This is a genomic window from Tritonibacter sp. AK171, from assembly GCF_030127025.1.
Taxonomy (GTDB): domain Bacteria; phylum Pseudomonadota; class Alphaproteobacteria; order Rhodobacterales; family Rhodobacteraceae; genus Epibacterium; species Epibacterium mobile.
In genome coordinates this window covers 415,856-437,853 of record NZ_CP126134.1, presented here as the reverse complement: position 1 = coordinate 437,853, position 21,998 = coordinate 415,856, and the positions used below count along the sequence as shown (strand labels likewise).

The 21,998-nt window shown below is 60.8% G+C and carries 21 protein-coding genes; 9 read left to right on the top strand and 12 right to left on the bottom strand.

Features of this window, described 5'->3' with window-relative positions; translation table 11 throughout:
* Window positions 1-12 precede the first annotated feature (12 nt).
* A complete protein-coding gene (locus QNI81_RS02090; protein WP_283967203.1) occupies window positions 13-879 on the bottom strand; it encodes a ChaN family lipoprotein in 867 nt (288 codons plus the stop codon).
* Complete coding sequence (locus QNI81_RS02085) at window positions 876-1,754, bottom strand: RNA polymerase factor sigma-32 (RefSeq protein ID WP_005623195.1); 879 nt, start codon at window positions 1,752-1,754, stop codon at window positions 876-878. The genes QNI81_RS02090 and QNI81_RS02085 overlap by 4 nt, the downstream gene beginning before the upstream one ends.
* 187 nt (window positions 1,755-1,941) lie before the next feature.
* Here QNI81_RS02085 and cobU point away from each other — a divergent pair, with 187 nt between their 5' ends.
* The 4 genes from cobU to QNI81_RS02065 all read left to right on the top strand — a co-directional run bounded on the left by cobU (window position 1,942) and on the right by QNI81_RS02065 (window position 5,393).
* Window positions 1,942-2,460: a bifunctional adenosylcobinamide kinase/adenosylcobinamide-phosphate guanylyltransferase gene (cobU, locus tag QNI81_RS02080; protein WP_283967202.1), complete on the top strand. Its 519-nt coding sequence runs from the start codon at window positions 1,942-1,944 to the stop codon at window positions 2,458-2,460.
* Entirely contained in the window at window positions 2,457-3,038 is a 582-nt protein-coding gene (locus tag QNI81_RS02075) for a histidine phosphatase family protein (RefSeq protein ID WP_283967201.1), read from the top strand. The genes cobU and QNI81_RS02075 overlap by 4 nt, the downstream gene beginning before the upstream one ends.
* 58 nt (window positions 3,039-3,096) lie before the next feature.
* Window positions 3,097-3,777, top strand: a complete 681-nt coding sequence (locus tag QNI81_RS02070; RefSeq protein WP_283967200.1) for a glutathione S-transferase — start codon at window positions 3,097-3,099, stop codon at window positions 3,775-3,777.
* Window positions 3,778-3,890: 113 nt separating this feature from the next.
* Complete coding sequence (locus tag QNI81_RS02065) at window positions 3,891-5,393, top strand: YifB family Mg chelatase-like AAA ATPase (RefSeq protein WP_283967199.1); 1,503 nt, start codon at window positions 3,891-3,893, stop codon at window positions 5,391-5,393.
* Window positions 5,394-5,402: 9 nt separating this feature from the next.
* On the opposite strand, the gene QNI81_RS02060 is transcribed toward QNI81_RS02065, so the two are convergent.
* From QNI81_RS02060 to rsmI, 4 genes are read right to left on the bottom strand one after another with little or no spacing between them, the layout of a single operon-like run.
* Window positions 5,403-6,290 carry an alpha/beta hydrolase fold domain-containing protein gene (locus tag QNI81_RS02060; protein ID WP_283967198.1) on the bottom strand — a complete coding sequence of 296 codons (888 nt, stop codon included), beginning with the start codon at window positions 6,288-6,290 and terminating at the stop codon, window positions 5,403-5,405.
* Window positions 6,287-7,222 carry a glutathione synthase gene (gene gshB, locus QNI81_RS02055; RefSeq protein ID WP_283967197.1) on the bottom strand — a complete coding sequence of 312 codons (936 nt, stop codon included), beginning with the start codon at window positions 7,220-7,222 and terminating at the stop codon, window positions 6,287-6,289. Before gshB ends, QNI81_RS02060 begins: the two co-directional genes overlap by 4 nt.
* A 60-nt stretch (window positions 7,223-7,282) precedes the next feature.
* Complete coding sequence (locus QNI81_RS02050; RefSeq protein WP_065322319.1) at window positions 7,283-7,657, bottom strand: YraN family protein; 375 nt, start codon at window positions 7,655-7,657, stop codon at window positions 7,283-7,285.
* An 11-nt stretch (window positions 7,658-7,668) separates the two neighbouring features.
* The gene (rsmI, locus tag QNI81_RS02045; protein ID WP_283967196.1) at window positions 7,669-8,526 is read right to left on the bottom strand and encodes a 16S rRNA (cytidine(1402)-2'-O)-methyltransferase; all 858 of its coding nucleotides are present in this window, start codon (window positions 8,524-8,526) and stop codon (window positions 7,669-7,671) included.
* Between the two features lie 88 nt (window positions 8,527-8,614).
* On the opposite strand from rsmI, the gene QNI81_RS02040 reads away from it, so the two are divergent.
* Genes QNI81_RS02040 through murJ form a run of 3 tightly spaced genes read left to right on the top strand, consistent with a single transcriptional unit; the run spans window position 8,615 to window position 14,131 of the window.
* On the top strand, window positions 8,615-9,799 hold the full coding sequence (locus tag QNI81_RS02040; protein WP_009176270.1) for a penicillin-binding protein activator: 1,185 nt from the start codon (window positions 8,615-8,617) through the stop codon (window positions 9,797-9,799).
* Window positions 9,759-12,587 carry a [protein-PII] uridylyltransferase gene (locus tag QNI81_RS02035; protein ID WP_502999383.1) on the top strand — a complete coding sequence of 943 codons (2,829 nt, stop codon included), beginning with the start codon at window positions 9,759-9,761 and terminating at the stop codon, window positions 12,585-12,587. The genes QNI81_RS02040 and QNI81_RS02035 overlap by 41 nt, the downstream gene beginning before the upstream one ends.
* Window positions 12,584-14,131, top strand: a complete 1,548-nt coding sequence (gene murJ / locus QNI81_RS02030) for a murein biosynthesis integral membrane protein MurJ (protein WP_283967195.1) — start codon at window positions 12,584-12,586, stop codon at window positions 14,129-14,131. Before QNI81_RS02035 ends, murJ begins: the two co-directional genes overlap by 4 nt.
* A gap of 18 nt (window positions 14,132-14,149) precedes the next feature.
* Here murJ and QNI81_RS02025 read toward each other — a convergent pair whose 3' ends face one another.
* A complete protein-coding gene (locus tag QNI81_RS02025; protein WP_283967194.1) occupies window positions 14,150-14,836 on the bottom strand; it encodes a rhomboid family intramembrane serine protease in 687 nt (228 codons plus the stop codon).
* Between the two features lie 114 nt (window positions 14,837-14,950).
* On the opposite strand from QNI81_RS02025, the gene trpS reads away from it, so the two are divergent.
* Both trpS and QNI81_RS02015 read left to right on the top strand, forming a co-directional pair.
* Window positions 14,951-15,979 carry a tryptophan--tRNA ligase gene (gene trpS / locus QNI81_RS02020; RefSeq protein WP_009176926.1) on the top strand — a complete coding sequence of 343 codons (1,029 nt, stop codon included), beginning with the start codon at window positions 14,951-14,953 and terminating at the stop codon, window positions 15,977-15,979.
* Window positions 15,980-16,112: 133 nt separating this feature from the next.
* On the top strand, window positions 16,113-18,017 hold the full coding sequence (locus QNI81_RS02015; RefSeq protein WP_283967193.1) for an OmpA family protein: 1,905 nt from the start codon (window positions 16,113-16,115) through the stop codon (window positions 18,015-18,017).
* Window positions 18,018-18,111: 94 nt separating this feature from the next.
* Here QNI81_RS02015 and QNI81_RS02010 read toward each other — a convergent pair whose 3' ends face one another.
* The 5 genes from QNI81_RS02010 to paaG form a co-directional block, all read right to left on the bottom strand.
* Window positions 18,112-18,375, bottom strand: a complete 264-nt coding sequence (locus QNI81_RS02010) for a YMGG-like glycine zipper-containing protein (RefSeq protein ID WP_005670053.1) — start codon at window positions 18,373-18,375, stop codon at window positions 18,112-18,114.
* 280 nt (window positions 18,376-18,655) lie between these two features.
* The gene (locus QNI81_RS02005; protein ID WP_114961687.1) at window positions 18,656-19,252 is read right to left on the bottom strand and encodes a TetR/AcrR family transcriptional regulator; all 597 of its coding nucleotides are present in this window, start codon (window positions 19,250-19,252) and stop codon (window positions 18,656-18,658) included.
* 6 nt (window positions 19,253-19,258) lie between these two features.
* The gene (paaK, locus tag QNI81_RS02000; protein WP_283967192.1) at window positions 19,259-20,569 is read right to left on the bottom strand and encodes a phenylacetate--CoA ligase PaaK; all 1,311 of its coding nucleotides are present in this window, start codon (window positions 20,567-20,569) and stop codon (window positions 19,259-19,261) included.
* A 35-nt stretch (window positions 20,570-20,604) separates the two neighbouring features.
* Window positions 20,605-21,054 carry a hydroxyphenylacetyl-CoA thioesterase PaaI gene (paaI, locus tag QNI81_RS01995; protein WP_110364613.1) on the bottom strand — a complete coding sequence of 150 codons (450 nt, stop codon included), beginning with the start codon at window positions 21,052-21,054 and terminating at the stop codon, window positions 20,605-20,607.
* 9 nt (window positions 21,055-21,063) lie between these two features.
* A complete protein-coding gene (paaG, locus tag QNI81_RS01990) occupies window positions 21,064-21,849 on the bottom strand; it encodes a 2-(1,2-epoxy-1,2-dihydrophenyl)acetyl-CoA isomerase PaaG (protein ID WP_283967191.1) in 786 nt (261 codons plus the stop codon).
* Window positions 21,850-21,998: the final 149 nt, after the last annotated feature.

Genomic DNA, 21,998 nt, shown 5'->3' with positions numbered 1-21,998 from the left:
TGCCTCTGTGCATCAGTTGAAGGCCGCGCAAGGGTCCGGGCGCGCCACCGGATCGGATGGGATCACCACATCAAAGGTTCCATCGACCTGTCCATCCTCCGCCTGGCCGAGGGAGAACACCGAAAGCTCCGGCACTGCATAGCGCAGATAGACCGCCGCGCCGCGATCCAGTCTTGCATGACCATTTCCCGTCACGATCACCACTGGCCCCGCTTTGGCATTGTCCGCACCCTCATGTGCCCGGAGCGCGGCCCGCGCCAGTGATGCATCCCGAAGCCGCTGAACCTCGACCATACCGGGCAAGAGATCATGCGGCAGCGCATTACAATGCGCGGCTTGTTGGTCGGCCTCACGTTCGGATTGCTCGTCTTCTGACAAGGCCATGTCTAGCCCAAAGCGGGCTGCGTCTTCTTGGCCAAAATAGGCCACACCGCCCTTTGCCACCGCAGCGCGCGCCTCTGATCGTGGCACCGCCGCCCCCCAATGTTGCGCTGCGGGAGAGGCGACAAAGATCGGCTGATACATAGAAAACTCTGGCCAGCCACTTTCAGCCCACCCCAGCACCTCGCCCAGTTGCGCCGGTTGAGCGAGCACCTCTGGGTTCAACAGCTCCGCCTGTTCCTGCGTCAGCATCTCCCAGACCACAGCAACCGGATTGATCGCGGCAATGACCTCAGCCTGCACCAGATGATGCGCCGGATTGTCATGAACTTCGCCAAGCAGGACGATATCGGCTTGCTTGGCCTTCTCTATAACGGCTGCCAAATCAGGGTTTTGCCCGGCGTTTGCAGCGAATGTATAGGGCAGAAGAGCAATTGCGACTGCTGCCAGACTAAATTGCAGACCCTGGGGTCCGCCCTTAAAATTCGGTATTCTCATGCGAGAAAGTTCTGCACCTCACGCGACTGACCTTCAAGGCTCTTTCTCATCTTGAGGAATGCCGCCGCCTCCAGTTGGCGGACGCGCTCTTTGGACAGGCCAAGCTCATTCCCGAGACTTTCGAGCGTGCGGGACTCCTCGCGCAGCTTACGCTCGCGCACGATGAAGCGTTCACGTTCATTCAGCCCGTTGAGCGCCGTCACCAGCCACTCACGCAGCTGTCTGCGATCATGATCTGCCGCGACGCGCTCGGCCGCCTGCTCGCTGTCATCTTCCAGCGCGTCGATCCATTCGCGCCCGTCCTCATCTGCTGATTGCACAGCGTTCAGCGAAAAATCCGCACCCGCAAGGCGACCATCCATCATCTCGACATCGCGCAGGGGCACGCCGATTTCTTCGGCAACCATCTGGTGCAGCTTGTGGCGATCCAATTCCACGCCATCACTCTCCGCTTCGCGTTCGAGCTGCGCTTGCACGCGGCGCATGTTGAAAAACAGTGACTTCTGCGATGATGTCGACCCTGTGCGCACCATCGACCAGTTCCGCATCACATAGTCCTGAATCGATGCTTTGATCCACCAGACCGCATATGTCGAGAAGCGCACCCCACGGTCGGGATCGAATTTCTCCGCAGCCTTCATCAGGCCCAGCCCCGCCTCTTGGATCAGATCGTTCATCGGCGCACCGTAACGACGGAACTTTGAGGCCATCGAGACCGCAAGCCGCATGTAAGCCGTGATCAGGCGATGCAGCGCCTGCACATCCTGATGATCCCGCCAGGCGTAGGCCAAGGCCAACTCTGTCTCTGCATCCAGAAGCTCGGCTTTCATCGCCCGCTTCGGGAGGGGGTTTTCGGTGGTCTCGTCCAGTGCCATTTTAAACTCCCTGTTCTAAGAACTACGTTGACAACGTGTGAGGGCGGGCTTTGGTTCAAAAATAAATGTGCCGGATCTTTGAAAGATGCCCATCGCATCCCGGTGAACAGTAGGAATGCAAATTACCTGAGCGGCCGCATCTGTCGGCGCGACGCGCAGTATGCTTACAACTTTGAGGATAACCAACTTGGCCAGCAAAGTCACAATTATTCTCGGTGGTGCCGCCTCGGGAAAGTCCGCATTCGCCGAGCAAGCCTGTGTTAAAACAGGCAAAAACAAAATTTACTGGGCGACTTCACAAATATTTGACCTTGAAATGAAAGAGAAAGTCGCGCGCCACCTTACTCAACGCGGCCCCGACTGGACCACAATCGAAGACCCTTATACCGCAGCGACAGCCTTTGAGAATACTCAACCAAAGGATGTAGTCCTTATGGACTGTGCGACGATGTGGCTGACTAATCATTTGATAGCTGAGCATAAATTGGAAGAGGAAACAGACCGCCTTCTGTCTGCAATTGAGACATGCCCGGCAGAGGTGATTGTGGTAACAAATGAAACCGGTCTTGGGATCGTTCCCGAAAATGCCTTGGCGCGTCGTTTCCGTGAGGCGCAAGGACGTTTGAACATCGCGCTTGCTGCAAAAGCCGACTGCGTGGTGATGGTAGCGGCAGGCTTACCCATGGTGTTGAAAGGCGCGTTGTGATCACCCGTTTCCACATGATACGCCACGGCCCGACCCATGCAAAATGCATGGTGGGATGGTCTGATGTGCCCGCAGATTTGTCGGATACCGAGGCGCTCAGACGGCTGTCAGACAGCTTGCCAAGTGAGGCTTTGGTGATCTCTTCTGACCTCGACCGTGCGGTTGCCACCGCTGATGCGATTCAGGGCAAGCGTCACCGCCTTCCCCATGCACCCGATCTGCGCGAAATGCACTTTGGCGATTGGGAATTGCGCCGCTGGAAAGACATCGACGCCGAAAGCCCTGATCACATTCGCGCCTTTTGGGAACAGCCGGGTGACATAGCCCCCCCTAATGGCGAGAGCTGGAACGCGCTGATGCGGCGTGTATCACATCAGTTTGATACGCTTGCCCAACATCACAGAGGACAAGACATCATCGTCGTCGGACATTTCGGTCAGATCCTCTGTCAGGTGCAACGGGCCTCCCGTTTGACCGCGACCGAGGCCTTTGCGCAGAAAATCGACAACCTCTCCCTGAGTCAGATTTATCATAGCGTTGAGGGCTGGCGTGCAGGCGATATAAATCAAATTTTGTGATATATTGCGCAACAAACATTAGTTATTCTGATGGCGAACACACGGCTATCCTAGCTCCATGACATATACACTCTACATCGGTGATCGCATGTATTCCAGCTGGTCTTTGCGCGGCTGGCTCATGCTCGAGAAGTTCTCGCTGCCCTATGACGCGCAGCTTGTGGGGCTTTATTCTGGAACCATGGCGCAGGATCTCGCGGACCTCGCCCCGGCGCGCCTCGTGCCCACCCTGAAGTTGCCTGATGGCATGGTGGTTGGCGAAACGATGGCGATGGCCGAAACCCTCGCGGAGCGCCACCCGGACGCGGGCTTGTGGCCGCAAGATGCCACGAGCCGCGCCACCGCGCGCTGGCTTTGTGCTGAGATGGCCGCAGGGTTCAGCGCCCTGCGCAGTGCCTGCCCCATGCAACTCAGCCATATATGGCAAGGTTTTCAGCCGTCTGAGGCGGTTTTGGCAGACCTGCGGCGGATCGAGGCGCTTTTCGCACATGCGCGCAAGATATCTGGTCACGCAACCGGGCCGCTCTTTGGCGCATATAGCCTGTCAGAGGTGTTCTACACCCCTGTTGCGGCACGGATCATTGGCTATGATCTGCCAGTCTCTGACGCGACCCGCGCCTATTGCATCAACCTCCTGAGCGATCCAGCCGTGCTGTCGTGGCAAGAGGCCGCACGCGAGGTGCGGTATGATCCGGAGCCCTATCTGCTGGATCTGGACCGCAAGCCATGGGCGCTCTGACATTCACCCTGCACGATTTCGCGGAGACTTCACGCCACCCTTAACCAATCAGTAACCACGATTTCCAATGCTGTCCCTTGAGGATCTCATCCGAGATTTCTCCGGGGGCAGCTATGATTTCACGCGCACAAACTGTTGCATTTCAGGGTGTTGAGGCCTGCCCGGTGGAGGTGCAATGCGCTGTGGCACCGGGGCTTCCGGCCTTTTCCATCGTGGGGCTTCCGGACAAGGCAGTAAGCGAGGCGCGTGATCGTGTGCGTTCAGCACTGGCGGTGATGTCGATTGCCTTGCCGTCGAAGCGGATCACCATCAACCTATCCCCTGCGGATCTGCCCAAAGAGGGCAGCCATTTCGACCTACCCATTGCGGTCGCCCTGCTCGCAGCCCTTGAAATACTGCCCCCCGAGGCGGCCAATGAGACCCTCTCGCTTGGAGAGCTGTCGCTGGACGGAACGCTGGTTGCAATCACCGGCGCACTGCCCGCAGCCCTCGCCGCCGCGGAGCAGGACCGCACGCTCCTGTGCCCGAAAGGGTCGAGCGCGGAGGCCGCTTGGGTCGAGGCCGCAACAGTCATCGGCGCGGCCTCCCTGTCGGAATTGATCCGCCATTTCACCGGACAGGGCGTGATTACACCTGCACAGCCGGGCGAGGTCATTGATGGCCCACCCGACAAGGATCTGTCGGACGTCAAAGGGCAAGAGGTTGCACGGCGCGCACTGGAAATCGCCGCTGCAGGGCGCCACCATCTGCTGATGAGTGGTCCACCGGGGGCTGGGAAATCCATGATGGCCGCGCGCCTGCCATCGATCCTGCCACCGCTCACCCCGCAAGAGGCGCTGGAAACATCGATGATCCACTCCATTTGCGGTCTGATCGAGGCCGGAGGAGTCAGCCGCGCTCGCCCCTATCGGGCGCCGCATCATACGGCCTCTATGGCGGCCATCGTTGGCGGGGGGCGGCGGGCACAACCGGGCGAAATCAGCCTTGCGCACAATGGCGTCTTGTTTCTGGATGAGTTACCCGAATTTGCCCGCGCCGTTCTGGAAACCCTGCGCCAGCCTCTGGAAACAGGAGATGTGATGGTCGCGCGGGCCAATGCGCATGTGCGCTATCCGAGCCGTTTCATGCTGGTGGCCGCCGCCAATCCCTGTCGGTGTGGCTACATGACCGACCCTTCCCGCGCCTGCCCCCGCGCACCAAGCTGCGGAGCGGATTACATGGGGCGCATCTCCGGCCCGCTGATGGATAGGTTCGATCTTCGCATAGAGGTAGAGCCCGTGGCCTTTGCCGATCTGGAACGCAGCCGCCCCGGCGAAAGCTCGGCAACTGTCGCACAGCGGGTGGCACAGGCCCGCGCCATACAGGCAGAGCGATATGCGGCTTGTGACGGGACGAGTGTGAATGCCGACGCCGAAGGACGCGTTCTGGAAGATGCCGCTCAACTCCAAGACGACAGTCGCGCACTCATGATGCAGGCCTCCGAACATTTCGGTCTCAGCGCGCGGGGGTATCACCGGGTGCTGCGGGTCGCCCGTACCATCGCCGATCTTGACGGCGCGCCCCAGATCGCGCGTGATCACGTCGCCGAGGCCCTCTCGTATCGCTTGCCGCGCTGAGATCAGAGCCTAGAGGTTCATGCGGGCGAAATAGGCAATATCGCAAAGCGACCTGCGCGCCTCAGGAATCCAACCATCAAACAGATGCCAGACATGGGGCGCTGTGGGGTGCAGATACTCTGAGACATCTGCACCAGATCCGCGCAGATGCTCCGCCATGCGGCGACAATCATCAAACAGGATTTCGGTTTCCCCATACTGTAGCAGAACCGGCGGACAGTCGGGAAACGCGGCAAATAGGGGCGACACTCGCGGATCAGCAGGCTGCATGCCCGCTGGAACCACATAATCCACCAGCTCTCTGATGCGCGCGACCGGCAGAAAAGGATCACGGTCTGCATTGCGGGTCAGGCTCTCGCCACTCAGGGTCAGATCACACCACGGCGACATGGCAAACAGGGCCGCTGGCGGCGTGCCCGCGCGGCACAGATGCGACAGCAGCGCCAGTGCCAGCCCGCCCCCTGCGGAATCCCCGCCAATCACCACATCAGAGGGTGCATACCCCGATGCGATCAAATGCGCCAACGCCGCAACGGCTGCGTCAAAGGCCGCCGGGGCGGGGTGCTCTGGCGCGAGCGGATAATCCGGGGCGCAGACCTCTAGCCCAGAAAGCCGCGAGAGCCGGCCCAGCATCGCCGCGTGGCTTTTAGGGCTTCCGGCAATATAGCCACCGCCATGAAAGTAAAGGATGATTTTACCCGGCGTGCAGGGACCACACCGGATACGATCCAGCCCCGCGCGATCCGCGATATGGCACAGGTATGGCGGCGTTTGAAACACCAGACGTGCGGTGCGCTCAAACGATGCGCGCGCCTCTTCTGGCCCTTTGACACGCTGCAACCGGGGCCGCACCAGATGGCGCAGCCCTGCCACCAACAGGTTAAGTGCGCGGCTCACGCAACACGTGCCTCAATGGCCTCCCAGACCTTTTCAGCGATATTGATGCCGTTGAACCGCTCCAACTCCTGAATGCCAGTGGGCGAAGTCACGTTGATTTCGGTCAGGTAATCGCCAATGACGTCGATGCCCACAAACACTTGCCCCCGTTCCTTCAGGAGCGGGCCAATCGTGGCACAGATTTCAAGATCACGGTCGGTCAGGCCAATTTTCTCAGGCCGTCCGCCCACATGCATGTTGGAGCGTGTTTCACCCGCAGCGGGCACGCGGTTGATCGCCCCCACCGGCTCGCCATCCACGAGGATCACCCGCTTGTCGCCATTGGACACATCGGGCAGGAATTTCTGCACAATCAGCGGCTCGCGGCTGAAACCAGTGAACAGTTCATGCAGCGACGACAGGTTGCGATCATTGGCATCCAGCCGGAACACACCCGCCCCGCCGTTGCCGTAAAGCGGCTTCAGAATCACATCGCCATGTTTGGCCTTGAACGCCTTGATGGTGTCGAGATCGCGCGCGATCGTGGTTGGCGGTGTCAGCTCAGGGAAGTCCAGAACCAGCAGTTTTTCCGGGTAGTTGCGCACCCAGAAGGGATCGTTGACCACAAGCACGTCGTCCTTCAGCCGATCCAACAGATGCGTCGAGGTGATGTAATGCATGTCAAACGGCGGGTCCTGACGCAGCCAGACAACATCGAACTCCGCCAGATCGACCTCGCGGAGTTCACCTAGCTTAGCCGGGGTGCCAGCCACACGTTGTACGACCATGTCATGACCGCGCGCGGTGATGCGCCCTTCCTGATAGGCCAGCTGATCGGGGCCATAGTAAAACAGCTCGTGACCACGCTTTTGCGCTTCTTCGGCAAGGCGAAAGCTGCTGTCGGCGTTAATGTCGACGCCCATGATCGGGTCCATCTGAAAGGCAATTTTCATAACATGTGTCCCTTGTTTCACCACCGATACATGGCGCAGGCTTTAGCCATGTTCAATGGCTCAGCCATGGCCATAGGCATTTTCGATAATTTCCACGTCACCCGCCCCCCAGACCAACACCACATCAAGGCGCGTCTCAGTGAGCTGGCCCTTGGGTTCGCCATCCAGAAAAGCGGCCGCGCTTGCCATCACCCGCTGCATTTGCGCAGGCAAAATGCGGGCAGCAGCGCGATCACGGGTGGAGCTGGATTTCACCTCGGCAAAGATGACCTCTTCACCATTTCTAAAGATCAGGTCGATCTCGCCATGAGGGCCACGCCAGCGCGTTTCGGCCAAAGCATATCCACGGGCGAGATAGGCACGGGTGGCAATCTCCTCGGCAGCGGCACCCGCGATATGAGACCTCTGCCCTCGCGCCTGCCCGCCCTGTCCCATGATCTCCGCCCTCAGCTCTCGCGTGCGATCTGCAACGCTTGTTGATAGATCTTGCGGCGTGGCTCGCCATGCGCCTCGGCCACAATCGCGGCTGCATCCTTGACCGAATTATCACGCAGGGCCGCGCGCAGATCGGCCTCCAGATCAGCAGCGCTGGTTGCAGCTTCTCGCTGCCGGTCCACAAGGATTACGATTTCACCTTTCACCGGGGCTTCGGCAAGCCCTGTCGCGAGATCCGAGAGCGTTCCCCGGCGCACCTCTTCGAATTTTTTGGTAAGCTCACGGCACAGCGCCGCCTCACGCCCGCCAAGGACCTCCGCCATATCCAAAAGCGAGGCCGCAACGCGTTTGGGTGATTCGTAAAACACCAAGGTGCCGGGAATATTCGCCACCTCTTCCAGGCGCTTACGCCGCGCGCCGCTGGCATTGGGCAAAAAACCTGCAAAGAAAAACGCATCTGTTGGCAGGCCTGCCAGCGTCAGTGCGCAAAGTGCTGCAGACGCACCCGGTGCGGCCGTCACCAGATGGCCCGCCTGCGCGGCCTCGCGACTGAGGTCATAGCCCGGATCGGCGATCATCGGCATGCCCGCTTCAGATGCATAGGCCACCGATTTGCCCGCGGCGAGGTCCGCCATCAGGCGTGCACGCGCGGCAGCGCCAGAGTGATCGTGATAGGCAACCACTGGACGATCCCCGAGAGGCACCCCGTGGATTTCAAGGAGTTTACGCATCGAACGCGTATCCTCTGCCGCGATGACGTCGGCAGAGGCCAGCACGTCAAGGGCGCGCAGAGTAATGTCGCGTGCGGTGCCGATGGGAGTTGCGACAAAGTATAACCCCGGCGGCAAACTGACGATTTTGTGATTCACGCTGGACCCGCTTTTCTGGTCGTCTATGATCGCTCCGAACCAAAACGGGTACGCGAAGCATATCGTCGCGGCCCGGAACAGGGAGTTTATGCGCTTTATGTTTGCTGTTTTCAATCGGGCCCGCAAGGTTGTCCTGACCGCCACCGCAGTTGTTGCCACTGCACTCGTTGCCGCCTGTGATCCCGGTGCGATTTCCGGCGGTGGGCCCACCATCAATACTTCGAAACCCGTGCCGGTTGCTTTGCTGGTGCCGCGCGGCTCTGCCCAGCGCGGTGACGACGTACTGGCTAAGAGTTTAGAGAATGCCGCGCGTCTGGCGATTGCCGACCTGAACGGGGTGCAGGTGGACTTGCGGGTCTATGACACCGCGGGCAATCCACAAACTGCCGCTGCCGTCGCAACCCAAGCGGTGCAAGACGGCGCGCGCATCATCCTCGGCCCGGTTTACGCTGAGGCCGCCAATGCCGCAGGCATCGCTGCGGCCAAGCGTGGCGTGAACGTGCTGGCGTTTTCCAACAACACCTCCATCGCGGGCGGTAACGTCTTTGTGCTGGGATCTACCTTTGAAAACTCCGCCCGCCGCCTGACCCAATACGCAAAGCGCCAAGGCAAGAGCAATATGGTCGTGGTCTCCGGCAATAACGCCGCAGGCCAGACCGGACGTGCCGCGATTCAGCAGGCTGCGGTGCAGAGCGGGATGACCGTTGCGGGCAGTGTGAGCTATGATCTGTCCCAGCAGGGCGTGATCAATGCGATCCCGACCATCACCCAGAGCGTTCGCCAAAAGAACGCAGACGTGATGTTCCTGACCGCCACCACCGCAGGTGCGCTGCCGCTGTTGACCCAACTGCTGCCCGAAGCGGGTGTTGCAACCACAGATGTGCAGTACATGGGCCTGACCCGTTGGGACATTCCGGCACAAACGCTGGAGTTGTCCGGCGTGCAAAATGGCTGGTTTGCGATGCCTGACCCGCAAAAGTCTGGCTCTTTCCGTGCCCGCTACCAGTCCGCCTATGGCGCAGCGCCTCACCCGATTGGCGGGTTGGCCTATGACGGCATCGCCGCCATTGGTGCACTTGTCAGCTCTGGCAATTCCGGTGCGCTGACCGGTGCGGCACTGACACAATCCGCAGGGTTCCAAGGCACAGGAGGTATCTTCCGCCTGCGTCCTGATGGCACCAACGAACGTGGCCTCGCCATCGCAACGATCAAGGACAAGAAAGTCGTCATCATTGACCCAGCGCCCCGAAGCTTCCCAGGAGCCGGTTCCTGAACCGGCGGACGCCAACGACAAAACCCATCCCGAACCTCTGGGGTCGCTGATCTGCGACCCCAGTATGATTTTTGATACCGATGCGATCCGCTTGCGGGTGCAGGACTTGGCTCAAGAGGTCCAGGGCGCAGAGTTTCGCGCCGCTGTGGTGGCGCTATTGCGCGACGCCAATAAGGCCGGACGCAGCGCCATTGCCGAAGCCTTTGAATTGCAGCCCTTCGCGGCGCGGGAATTGGCCCGGTCTTATACCTATCTGACCGATGGGCTGGTCACCACGGCGCTCATGGCCGCCGTGGACGTGCTGCACCCGATCGCCACCCCCACCACCGGCGAACGGATTTCTGTCTTTGCGGTGGGTGGCTATGGCCGGGGTGAGATGGCGCCGTTTTCCGACGTCGACCTGCTGTTCCTGACGCCCTATAAGATCACCGCCTGGGCGGAGAGCGTGATTGAATCCATGCTCTACATCCTGTGGGATCTGCGGCTGAAGGTCGGCCATTCCAGCCGCACCATCAAGGACTGCATCCGCCTCGGCTCTGAGGATTTCACCATCCGGACCGCCATGCTGGAGCACCGATTTCTGGCAGGTCACGGCCCCCTCGCGGCAGAGTTGGAAGAGCGTTTGGCAAAGGATCTCTTTGCCAAGGACGCCGCCGAGTTCATCGACGCCAAACTGGCCGAACGCGACGCCCGCCACCTCAAGCAGGGCGAACGCTACATGGTGGAGCCCAACGTCAAGGAGGGCAAAGGCGGCTTGCGCGATCTGCAATCGCTGTTCTGGATCGCCAAATATCTCTACAAGGTGCAGGACGTGGCCGAACTGGTGCCCCTTGGCCTGTTTCGCCCCGAAGAATTTGATTTCTTTGCGAAGGCCGAAAACTTCCTCTGGGCCGTGCGGGCGCATCTGCATCTGAGTGCGGGGCGTGCCACCGAACAACTGACCTTTGACATGCAGGTGCAGGTCGCCGAACGCATGGGCTATCAGGACACATCCGGCCGGCGCGCGGTCGAGGTCTTCATGCAGGATTATTTCCGTCACGCCACACAAGTGGGCGATGTGACCCGTATCCTGCTCTCCAAACTCGAAGACAGCCAGCTCAAGAGCGAACCGCTGCTGGAACGTATCTTCCGGCGCAAACCCCGCATCAAACCCGGCTATAAGATCAATCACAACCGTCTGGAAATTGCCGACCCCGAGAGTTTTTTGCAGGACAAGCTAAACCTGTTGCGCATGTTCGAAGAAGCCCTGCGCACCGGCCTGCTCTTGCATCCTGACAGCATGCGACTGGCGCGCGGCAACCTGCATCTGATTGATGACGAAATGCGTAACAACCCGGATGCGCGGCGGATCTTCATCGACCTGCTGCTGAAACACGGCAACCCGGAGCGCGTGCTGCGGCGCATGAATGAACTGGGGGTTCTGTCGACCTTCATCCCGGAGTTCGAGCCGATCGTGGCGATGATGCAGTTCAACATGTATCACTCCTACACGGTGGATGAGCACACGATCCAGGTGATCTCCAACTTCTCTGCCATTGAGCGGGGCGAGCTGGAGGATGAGTTGCCGCTGTCGTCCTCGCTGATCAAACAGGGCGTCAATCGCAAGGTGCTGATCATCGCCATGCTGCTGCATGACATCGGCAAGGGACGTCCGCAGGACCACTCTATTCTTGGCGCGCAGATCGCCCGCAAGGTCGCGCCTCGGCTGGGGCTCAACAAATCCGAATCCGAGACGGTGGAATGGCTGGTGCGCTACCATCTGCTGATGTCGGACACCGCACAGAAACGCGACATTGCCGACCCGCGCACGGTGCGCGATTTTGCCAAGGCGGTGCAGACGGTCAAACGGCTGGATCTCTTGTTGCTGCTGACGGTCTGCGACATTCGCGGCGTTGGCCCCGATACGTGGAACAACTGGAAAGCGGTGCTCTTGCGCGCGCTTTACAACCAGACCCGCGATGCGATGGAGAACGGGCTCGAGGCCTTCAACCGCGAGCACCGCGGCACCGAGGCCAAGAAACGCCTGCGCAAGGCCCTGCCCGACTGGGAAAAATCCGCCGTCAAACGCGAAACCGCCCGCCATTATCCGCCCTATTGGCAGGGGCTGCATGTCACCGCGCATGTGGATTTTGCCGAGATGCTGCGCGAGATCGACAGGCTGGATGACCCTTCGGCCATGCTGGTGCGCCTGCATCCGGACGAGGACCGCGACGCCACCCGCGCCTGTTTCGTAATGCCGGACCATCCGGGCATTTTTGCCCGTATCGCAGGCGCGCTGGCGCTGGTGGGGGCAAATGTGGTTGATGCGCGCAGCTACACCACCAAGGACGGGTTTGTGACCGATGCCTTCTGGATTCAGGATGCCGACGGTCACCCGTTCGAGGCCTCCCGCCTGCCCCGCCTGCGCAGCATGATCGAGAAAACCCTGCATGGTGAGGTCATCGCCCGCGACGCGCTGAAATCGCGCGACAAGATTAAGAAGCGCGAGCGTGCGTTCCGGGTGCCGACCCATATCACCTTTGATAACGATGGCTCTGATATCTACACCATCATCGAGGTCGACACCCGCGACCGCCCCGGCCTGCTCTATGATCTGGCGCGCACCTTGGCGGCGGCGAATGTCTATATCGCCAATGCGGTCATCGCGACCTATGGCGAACAGGTTGTGGATAGTTTCTACGTGAAGGACATGTTCGGTTTGAAATACCACTCCGCAGCCAAGCAGCAGTCGCTTGAGAAAAAACTGCGCGAAGCCATCATCGACGGTGCAAAGCGGGCCGATACATGAAGCCGATCAAATTGATGTCCGGCTTTATGACAGTCGGATTCTGGACACTGGCGAGCCGGGTTCTGGGCTTCATGCGTGAAATCCTGATCGCCGCCTATATCGGCCCCGGTGTTCTGGGGGATGCGTTTTATGCCGCCTTCCGCCTGCCCAATATGTTCCGCCGTTTCTTTGCCGAGGGCGCGTTCAACGCGGCCTTCGTGCCGATGTTTGCCAAACGCTGGGAGGCGGACGAGAACCCGCAGGGCTTTGCACAAGATGCGTTCAACCTCCTTGCCGCTTCGGTTCTGTTGCTGACGGCACTCGGCATGGTGTTCATGCCAGCGCTGGTGCTGCTGACCGCCGGTGGCTTTGACGGCGACGCACGGTTTGACCTGACCGTGGGCTATGGCCGCATTGTGTTTCCCTACATCCTTTGCATGTCGCTGGCCGCACTGTTTTCCGGCGTTCTGAATGCCACCGGGCGCTTTGCTGCTGCTGCGGCAGCGCCGGTGCTGTTGAACATCCTCGCCTGCGCCGCAATGATCGCGGGCGCCTTGCTGGGACAAGAGGTGATCGACTGGCTGGTATGGGTGATCCCCTTTGCAGGCATCGCGCAACTGGCGCTGGTCTGGAGCGCCGCCGCACGTGCGGGCATCTCCCTGCGCCCCGGATTGCCCCGCCTCACCCCCGAGATGAAGCAACTGGTGCGTGTCGCCCTGCCCGCCGCCCTCGCGATGGGGGTGACACAAGTCAATCTGGTGGTGGGTCAGGCCGTTGCCTCCAGCTACGCCGGTGCGGTCTCCTGGCTATCGCTGGCGGATCGGCTCTATCAATTGCCGCTTGGTGTGGTGGGCATCGCGGTGGGCATCGTCTTGCTGCCCGACCTGTCGCGCCGCCTGCGGGCCGGAGACGATCAGGGCGCGCAGGATGCGCTGTCGCGCGCGGGCGAATTTTCCCTGCTGCTGACGATCCCGTCCGCCGTGGCCTTTATCGCCATTCCGGTGCCGCTGGTCTCTGTCCTGTATGAGCGTGGCGCAACGGGGCCGCAGGATACGGCAGCGATTGCCATGGCCGTGGCCATCTACGGCGCAGGGCTGCCAGCGTTTGTCCTGCAAAAGGTGCTGCAACCGCTTTATTTTGCGCGCGAAGACACCCGCAGCCCGTTTCACTACGCGCTTGTGGCAATGGTGGTGAACGCGGTTCTTGCGGTCGGCTTGCAACCTGTCTTTGGCTGGCTGGCCCCGGCCATTGCCGCCCCGGTCGCGGGCTGGGTGATGGTGTTGCAACTCTGGCTCGGCGCGCGGCGCATGGGGGCGGCGGCGCAGTTTGACGCGCGCTTTCAACGCCGGTCCTTGCGCATAGTGCTGGCATCAATTGCCATGGGCGGCGTCTTGTTTGCCGCCGCCGCGCTGCTCGGCCCGGCATTGGCGACGGCCTATTGGCGCTACCTCGCACTGTTGGCGCTGATTGTAATCGGTGCGGTCGCCTATTTCGCCATCGGCCAGATCATCGGGGCCTTCAGACTGTCGGAGTTCAGATCGGCCCTGCGGCGCGGCAAAGCCTGACCGCAGGGGCTCCTCCAATCACCGTTCCTGACGCAGTTTCTGCAAAATCCGCGCCCACCCGCCGGGCACCAGAAAGAACGACATCACAAAACCGGTACCAAAGCCCGCGAGGTCGGCCACCCATTCGGGGCTGCCGCCAAAGATCAGGCCAAAGAGCAGTTGAATGCCCATCAAGAAGGCAATCAGGGAGAACGCCCGATATTGCTGCGCCCCCACGGTCGCAAGCGACAGCCATAATAGATGCGTAAACCCACCAATCAGCCCGTAGACCGCCGGAAAGCCCCCGGTCAACGCCACATTTCCGCCCACCAAGAGCGCATAGGCCAGCGCCCCGCCGATGGCAGAGCCGAGAAAGATCAGGACCACGGCAATCTCTCCCATCGCCTCGCCTACCATCTTGCCCATGGCCAGCAGGAACACACAGACAAAGATCGTCTGGGTGAAGGCCCCATGCACAAAAGCGTAGGTGACAAAGCGTTTGAGGATGTCAAAGGGCCATGTGCCGCTCTCCCACATCCACCAGAAATAATGCGCGCCAAAACCGTACTCCTGCAGCGCGCTCAATCGCCAGCCAACCGCCTCTGGCCCGCCAATGAAGCCGCGCGCGCCGAGCGAAAATACAATCTCGATCCCGAGGATCACGATCACCAGAGCCACCACCACCGGTGGCAACGCGTTAAAGGGGGATTGGTTTTGATCTTGCATTGGTCCTGCTCTCCGGCGCTCTCTCGCGCTCTCTGCGGGTCTAGGCCTGTTGACGATACTCTGCGCCATGGGTAAGCGACGATGGTGCATAATTCCAGACGGGAGTTTTCGACGATGAGCGAAACCAGCTTCACCCCGCGTGTCTTTTCAGGCATCCAGCCTTCGGGCAATCTGCATCTGGGGAATTACCTCGGTGCATTGAAGCGGTTCGTCGACTGGCAATCGCGGGATGTGGAATCCATCTACTGTATGGTGGACCTGCATGCGATCACCGTCTGGCAAGACCCGGCTGATCTGAAAAAGGCCACCCGCGAGCTATGTGCGGGTTTTATCGCCGCCGGGCTTGATCCGGAAAAATCCATTCTGATCAACCAGAGCCAGGTGCCAGAGCACGCGCAACTGGCATGGATCTTCAACTGCGTCGCCCGTATGGGCTGGATGCAGCGGATGACCCAGTGGAAGGATAAGGCAGGTAAAAACCAGCAAAACGCCTCGCTGGGTCTGTTGGCCTATCCGTCCCTGATGGCCGCCGACATCCTGATCTACCACGCCACCCATGTGCCGGTGGGCGAGGACCAGAAACAGCACCTTGAGCTCACGCGCGACATCGCGACCAAGTTCAACCACGACTACGGCGTTGATTTCTTCCCGCTGACCGAACCGGTGATTGAGGGTGCGGCGACGCGGGTCATGAGCTTGCGCGATGGCTCCAAGAAAATGTCGAAGTCCGATCCTTCTGATGCAAGCCGTATCAACCTCACCGATGATGCGGACACCATTGCCAAGAAGATCCGCAAGGCCAAAACCGACCCCGAGGCCCTGCCTTCGGAAGCAAAAGGGCTGGAAGAACGCCCCGAGGCGCGCAATCTCGTGAATATCTATGCCGCGCTCTCGGGTCAGACTGTGGATCAGGTGCTGGCGGATGTGGGCGGCAAGCAGTTCTCGGAGTTCAAGCCGATGCTGGCCGATCTGGCGGTAGATAAAATGTCGCCGATCACCACCGAAATGGCCCGGTTGATGGAAAATCAGGACGAGATTGACAAGATCCTCGCTCGGGGCTCGGAACGCGCACGTGAGATCACCGCACCGATCCTGCGCAAGACCTACGACATCGTTGGCATGGTTGCCCCGGTCGAAATCTGACCTGCACAACACTGCTGTCCAAACACGCGAAGGGCCGCCCAAAGGGTGGCCCTTACGTTTATGTGATGCAACTTTCGTCCGACTTCTGCGTTCATGGGGCACAGTCATGTGCTGACACAGGAAAGGACTCGCAATGAAACCGGGATTTTTCAAATCGGCCACCGCATTGGCCGTCATCGCCTCGTTGGCAGCGCCGATGCCGGGGGTGGCCCAAACTGAAGGCGATGCAACATTCGACCTCAGCAAAATGAGCGAGACCGAAATCGCTGCACTTGTGGAGCGTTGCCGCGAAGGCGCTGAGGCGAACGCAGAGGCCGACGGAGCTGACCCCATTGCCGAGTTCTGCGCACAATATGGTGAAGGCACCTATGATGAGGCGCTGCCGGTTGAGTTGCAGTCTGGCTCAATTCTGTCGGCCTTGGCACCGGCCGCTGAGGAAGTGAGCGACCTCGAACAGAAGCTGGAAGAGGCGGCAGACGCTGAACCAGAACCCGCGCCAGAAGCGGACGCCGGGGAAGAGGTGCAAGAAGCGCCCGTCGATGAGGCCTCTGCTGCAGAGGCTGAAGAAACCACTCCCCCCGCCGAGACGACTGACAGCACCGCTGAAACAGAGCCTGCAGAGGCAGAACAATCTGCCGAGGTCGATCAAGCAGAAGGCGCTGCGGCTGACGCGGCAGTTGAAGCAGAACCAACCACCGATGAGAGCGCTGAAGCGCTAGCGGAGGAACTGGCGGCGGAAAACGCCGATGCCACCACCGAGGCTGAGGCTGAGGCTGAGGCTGAGACTGAGGCTGAGGCTGAGGCTGAGGCTGAGGCTGAGGCTGAGGCTGAGGCTGAGGCTGAGGCTGAGGCTGAGGCTGAGGCTGAGGCTGAGGTGGCCGAGAGTGCTCCTGTTGACAACCCCGAAGTCACCGAACGCAACAGTCAGGAACAAGCCGACGCATTGGCGGACACCCAGACCGAAACCACCGCAGCAGCGGCCGCAGGGGATGACGCGGAGGCCGAGGCTGGGGTGATTGAAGAGACCGTGACTGAGGACACCGCGCGCAGCTCTGCCGAGGAATTCGACACCAAGGTAAACGAGACCGCCGCGACCGAAGACGCCGCCCCTGCCGCGCCAAGCGCAGAAGCCGATAAAGACGATGGCCTGTCCAAACTGGAAAAAGCGGCCCTCCTCGGGCTTGGCGCTTTGGCAGTTGGGCAATTGCTAAAATCTGGCGAGACCGTGGTCTCTAACAGCGGTGACCGCGCGGTGGTTGAACAGGACGGCCAGTATCGCGTCATCAAAAATGACGACGCCCTGCTGCGCCAACCCGGCTCCAACGTGAAGACCTACCAGTTTAAGGACGGCTCCACCCGCACCGTGGTCACACGCGAGGACGGCATCGAGGTGGAAACCATCCGCGCCGCCGATGGCCGCGTGTTGCGCCGCAGCAAGACCCTGACCGATGGCCGCACAGTGGTGTTGTTCGACGACACGCAAGAGGCTGAAAAGGTGGTGGTAACAGAGCTGCCCAAAGCATCGCCAAACCGCAGGGCTTTCTCGACGGATGGCAGCATCTCCGCCGAGGATCTGGCCGCGGCACTCGCAGCCCAGCAACCCGAAGGGATCGACCGTCGATTCTCGCTGGCACAGGTGCGCAACATTGATGCGGTGCGCCGTTTGGTGCCGGAAATCAACGTCGACAAGGTGACCTTTGAAACCGGCTCCTCGGTGATCCGCCCGGAACAGGCCGAAGAGCTGACGGACCTTGGCAATGCGCTGCGCCAGATGGTCGAGCGGAACCCGACCGAGGTGTTCCTGATCGAGGGTCACACTGATGCGGTGGGCGCGGCGACCTATAACCTTGCGCTCTCTGACCGCCGGGCGGAAACCGTGGCGCTGGCGCTGACCGAGTATTTTGACGTGCCGCCGGAAAACATGGTGATCCAAGGCTATGGCGAAAGCGATCTGGCGGTGCCGGTGCTGGACGCCGAACGCGCCAACCGGCGTGTCACCGTGCGCCGCATTACACCGCTGCTGGCATCGCGACAGTAAGCGCGGTCAACAAAAACAAAAATGCCCCGGCACATCGCCGGGGCATTTTTTATCTTGCGAGCAGGCCGGCAAAGCCGACCTGCCGATACCGGGATCAGGACGGGCACGCGGCCTTATAGGTCGACCCGTTGGCGTTGCGATACGTGCACTGACGTGGTGCGTTTGCACCAAGCTGCGCGCCAACGGCACCGCCCACAAGCGTCGCTGCAGTTTTACCGCTACCAGACCCAACCTGATTGCCAACCGCCGCGCCAACGAGCGCACCAGATACGGCGTTGATGTCCTGATTGTCGGTACAGCCCGCCACGGCGAGTGCGGAAGCAAACAGTGCTGCGATCACACCTGAAGTCTTTGACATTTTCCCATCTCCTGAATGGTTCACGTTTCTTTGGTGTCGTCATCCCGCAAAGAGCGCATCAGCCGCGCAATACCTTCAGACCCATCACGGGACGGACGATAAGCCTCTGTTATACCTAGACCGTTCAACAGCCTTTCCAAGCGAAGAGATTTTGACACAGCAATAGATTGCCGATGACACCCCCCTAAATCGGCGGGTGTCCGAGCGCATCTTGTGGAAACTGTTGTACGGCTATGGATACAGCCGATTTATCAGGCGCAGCGATCACCCAAGACGGTGCTCACAGCCCCTGAACACCCTCAAGCGTCAGGCGCGCGACAAGGTCGGCATAGCCTTTGCGATCTTCGGTGTCGGCCCCGGCATTCCACATGTAATGCCAGTTCAACATGCCAAAGACAGACATGGTGACCGCGCGCAGCTTGCCTTTGTCCGCACCAAGCGTCTCGGGTGCGGCGTCGCGGATGGCGGCGCTCATGAATTTCACCATTTCACGCTGGTAGGCGCGCAGGTGCTCCTGTTGTGGGTCCGGCAGGGCCGAGATCGCGTTGAGCTGCACCTTGTGCTCGTGATCCGCGCCCTCATAGGCCAAGAGCACCTCTGTCAGGATACGTCTTAGCCGCGCCACCGGGTCCAGATCGCTCAGATCCATCTGACAGACCCGATCCCGCAGCCTGCGCAGGTAGCTGTCCAACAGGTCAAACAGCAGCGCGTCCTTGCCCTCGTAATAGTGGTAGATATTGGCCTTGGAGATCCCGCAGGCGCGCGCGATCTGGGTCATCGAGGCCCGGTCATAGCCTTCTTCGGCAAACAGCCGCGCCGAGGCCGACAGGATCAGCGCGCGCTTCTGGTCGTGGTCTTTGGCAATGGTCCGGGCCAAGGGCGCCTATCCTTTCTCGCGATTGTCGACGACGCGGCGCGCCTTGCCCTGCGAGCGTTCGACACTGCCGGGCTCGCCTACCGAAATCTCTGCCGAGATACCAACGATATCCTTGATCCGCTTGGCCAGTTGCTTGGTGCAGGCCTCGCGCTGTTCGGGTGCGGTGGCCGCTGGCAAGACCTCGACATGGATGCGCATCGCGTCCATTCGGCCCTTGCTGTAAAGCTCGATCTGGTAATAGGGCGCGAGCGCCTCCACCGTCAGCATCTGCTCTTCGATCTGGCTTGGAAACACATTGACGCCGCGCAGGATGATCATGTCATCCGACCGCCCGGTGATCTTGGCCATCCGCCGCATCGAACGCGCAGTGCCCGGCAGCAGGCGTGTCAGGTCGCGGGTGCGGTAGCGCACCATCGGCAGGCCTTCCTTGGTCAGCGTGGTAAAGACCAGCTCGCCCAGCTCACCATCCGGCACCACCGCGCCGGTTTCGGGATCAATGATTTCCGGCAGGAAATGATCCTCCCAGATGACCGGCCCGTCCTTGGTCTCCACACATTCATTTGCAACTCCCGGCCCCATGATTTCCGAGAGGCCGTAGATATCGACCGCATGCATATCAAAGGCCGCCTCGACCTCGCGGCGCATCGCATCGGTCCAGGGTTCCGCGCCAAAGACGCCAACCTTCAGCGAAGAGCTGCGCGGATCGATCCCCATGCGGTGATATTGCTCAAGGATGTTGAGCATATAAGAGGGTGTCACCATGATGCCGTCGGGGCGGAAATCTTCGATCAGCGTCACTTGCTTTTCGGTCTGGCCGCCCGACATCGGCACCACCGTCGCGCCGAGGCGCTCAATGCCGTAATGCGCGCCAAGCCCGCCAGTAAACAGCCCATAGCCATAGGCGTTATGCACCATATCGCCGCGCCGCAGACCGGACGCACGCAAGGACCGCGCCAGAAGGTCCGCCCAGGTGTCGATGTCCTTTTGCGTGTAACCCACCACCGTCGGCTTGCCCGTGGTGCCGGAGGACGCATGCACCCGAAGGATCTGCTCGCGCGGGACGGCAAACATGCCGAAAGGATAGGCATCGCGCAGATCGCCCTTGGTGGTGAAGGGAAACTTCGCCAGATCCGACAGCTCTTGCAAATCGTCCGGGTGAACCCCGGCCGCATCGAACCGCGCCTTATACATTGCCACATTGTCATAGGCGTGGCGCAGCGACCATTTCAGGCGCTCCAATTGCAGGCTGCGGATCTCGTCGATGGACGCGATCTCGATCGGGTCAAGGTCTGACCGGTTGGGTGTCAAATCTATCATTGGCGTCCTCCGTCGCGGGATAGTCCTGGTGCCGCTTAATCGCGGGGCATAGGCGCATCGGTTTCCTCAAACAGATGCCCTTTGATGGCGCGCGAGCAGCCGCGCATTTCTGCAATCAGCTGTCCGTCCTGATTTTTGACGCTCACGTCATAGAGACCGCTGCGCCCGGTGAGCGAGACCTCGCGGGCCTCGGCCAGCAGCCGGTCGCCTTTGCGCCCCGGCGCGATAAAGCTGATCATATTGTGCTGCGCTACCGTCGCCTGATTGCGGCTGTTGCAAGCAAAGGCAAAGGCGCTGTCGGCGAGCATGAAGATCACACCGCCATGGCAGATCCCATGGCCGTTGCAGTGATGCGCCTCGACGGTCAGGGCCAGCGCGGCACTGCCCTCGTCGACACGTTCGATGCCCATACCGGCCCATTTGGACGCCTGATCGTCGGCCCACATGGCGGCGGCGGATTTCTCTGCGCGGGTCTTTGCGGTCATGGTCATGGCTTACTCCCCCCGAAAAACCGGCTGGCGCTTTTCAAGAAATGCCCGCACGCCCTCGGCGTAGTCTGCGCTCTCGCCACAGGTTTTCATTGCATCCGCCTCGCGCTCCAGCTGCTCGGCCAGCGTATAGGCCCCCGAGGTCTGGATCAGCGATTTGGTCAGGCTCAGCCCCAGCGTCGGCCCATCCGCGAGCTTGGCCGTCAGGGCGCGCGCCTCGGTCATTAGCACGTCATCGGCGACGCATTTCCAGATCAGCCCCCAGTCGGCGGCCTGTTCGGCGCTCAGCGGCTCTCCGGTCAGTGCCAGGGCTTTGGCGCGGGCCTCGCCCAGCAGGCGCGGCAGGTGATAGCTGCCAGCGGTGTCGGGGATCAGTCCGACCTTGGCAAAGGACTGGATGAACTTCGCGCTCTGCGCTGCCAACACGATGTCTGCGGCCAGCGACAGGTTTGCCCCCGCCCCTGCCGCCACGCCGTTCACCGCGCAGACCACCGGAAACTCCAACGCACGGATCAGGTTCACCAGCGGCGCATAAAACGTGCGCACCGTATAGCCCAGATCCACCGGGCCACTCGCCGCATCCGGGTTACGCGCCGAAAGATCTTGCCCCGCGCAAAATCCCCGCCCCGCACCCGTCAGCAAGAGCGCCCGCTTGCCACTATCGCGCGCCTCTTCCAGTGCGGCACGTAAGGCCAGATGCATCTCGTCGGTAAACGCATTGAGCCGATCCGGGCGGTTCAGCGTGATCTCGCACCACGGCCCGTGATCCTTCGTCAGAATACTCTGTTCCATGATGCCTCCCCTCTCGCCCACGGCGGGCGATCCAGCGCCCGATTGGGAAAAGACTTGCATAAACCGACCGGACGGTCAATATATCTGATCAGGAAAATGGGCCGCCCCGAAACCGGGCGCAGGCACGTTGCACAACAGACTTCAGGGAG

Coding starts and splice junctions, on each gene's coding strand:
- QNI81_RS02065 (WP_283967199.1), top strand. CDS start 3,891: ATGATTTCACGCGCACAAACTGTTGCATTTCAGGGTGTTGAGGCCTGC.
- QNI81_RS02090 (WP_283967203.1), bottom strand. CDS start 879: ATGAGAATACCGAATTTTAAGGGCGGACCCCAGGGTCTGCAATTTAGT.
- trpS (WP_009176926.1), top strand. CDS start 14,951: ATGAGCGAAACCAGCTTCACCCCGCGTGTCTTTTCAGGCATCCAGCCT.
- QNI81_RS02025 (WP_283967194.1), bottom strand. CDS start 14,836: ATGCAAGATCAAAACCAATCCCCCTTTAACGCGTTGCCACCGGTGGTG.
- QNI81_RS02070 (WP_283967200.1), top strand. CDS start 3,097: ATGACATATACACTCTACATCGGTGATCGCATGTATTCCAGCTGGTCT.
- QNI81_RS02040 (WP_009176270.1), top strand. CDS start 8,615: ATGCGCTTTATGTTTGCTGTTTTCAATCGGGCCCGCAAGGTTGTCCTG.
- paaK (WP_283967192.1), bottom strand. CDS start 20,569: ATGATAGATTTGACACCCAACCGGTCAGACCTTGACCCGATCGAGATC.
- gshB (WP_283967197.1), bottom strand. CDS start 7,222: ATGAAAATTGCCTTTCAGATGGACCCGATCATGGGCGTCGACATTAAC.
- QNI81_RS02050 (WP_065322319.1), bottom strand. CDS start 7,657: ATGGGACAGGGCGGGCAGGCGCGAGGGCAGAGGTCTCATATCGCGGGT.
- paaI (WP_110364613.1), bottom strand. CDS start 21,054: ATGACCGCAAAGACCCGCGCAGAGAAATCCGCCGCCGCCATGTGGGCC.
- QNI81_RS02015 (WP_283967193.1), top strand. CDS start 16,113: ATGAAACCGGGATTTTTCAAATCGGCCACCGCATTGGCCGTCATCGCC.
- murJ (WP_283967195.1), top strand. CDS start 12,584: ATGAAGCCGATCAAATTGATGTCCGGCTTTATGACAGTCGGATTCTGG.
- QNI81_RS02085 (WP_005623195.1), bottom strand. CDS start 1,754: ATGGCACTGGACGAGACCACCGAAAACCCCCTCCCGAAGCGGGCGATG.
- QNI81_RS02010 (WP_005670053.1), bottom strand. CDS start 18,375: ATGTCAAAGACTTCAGGTGTGATCGCAGCACTGTTTGCTTCCGCACTC.
- paaG (WP_283967191.1), bottom strand. CDS start 21,849: ATGGAACAGAGTATTCTGACGAAGGATCACGGGCCGTGGTGCGAGATC.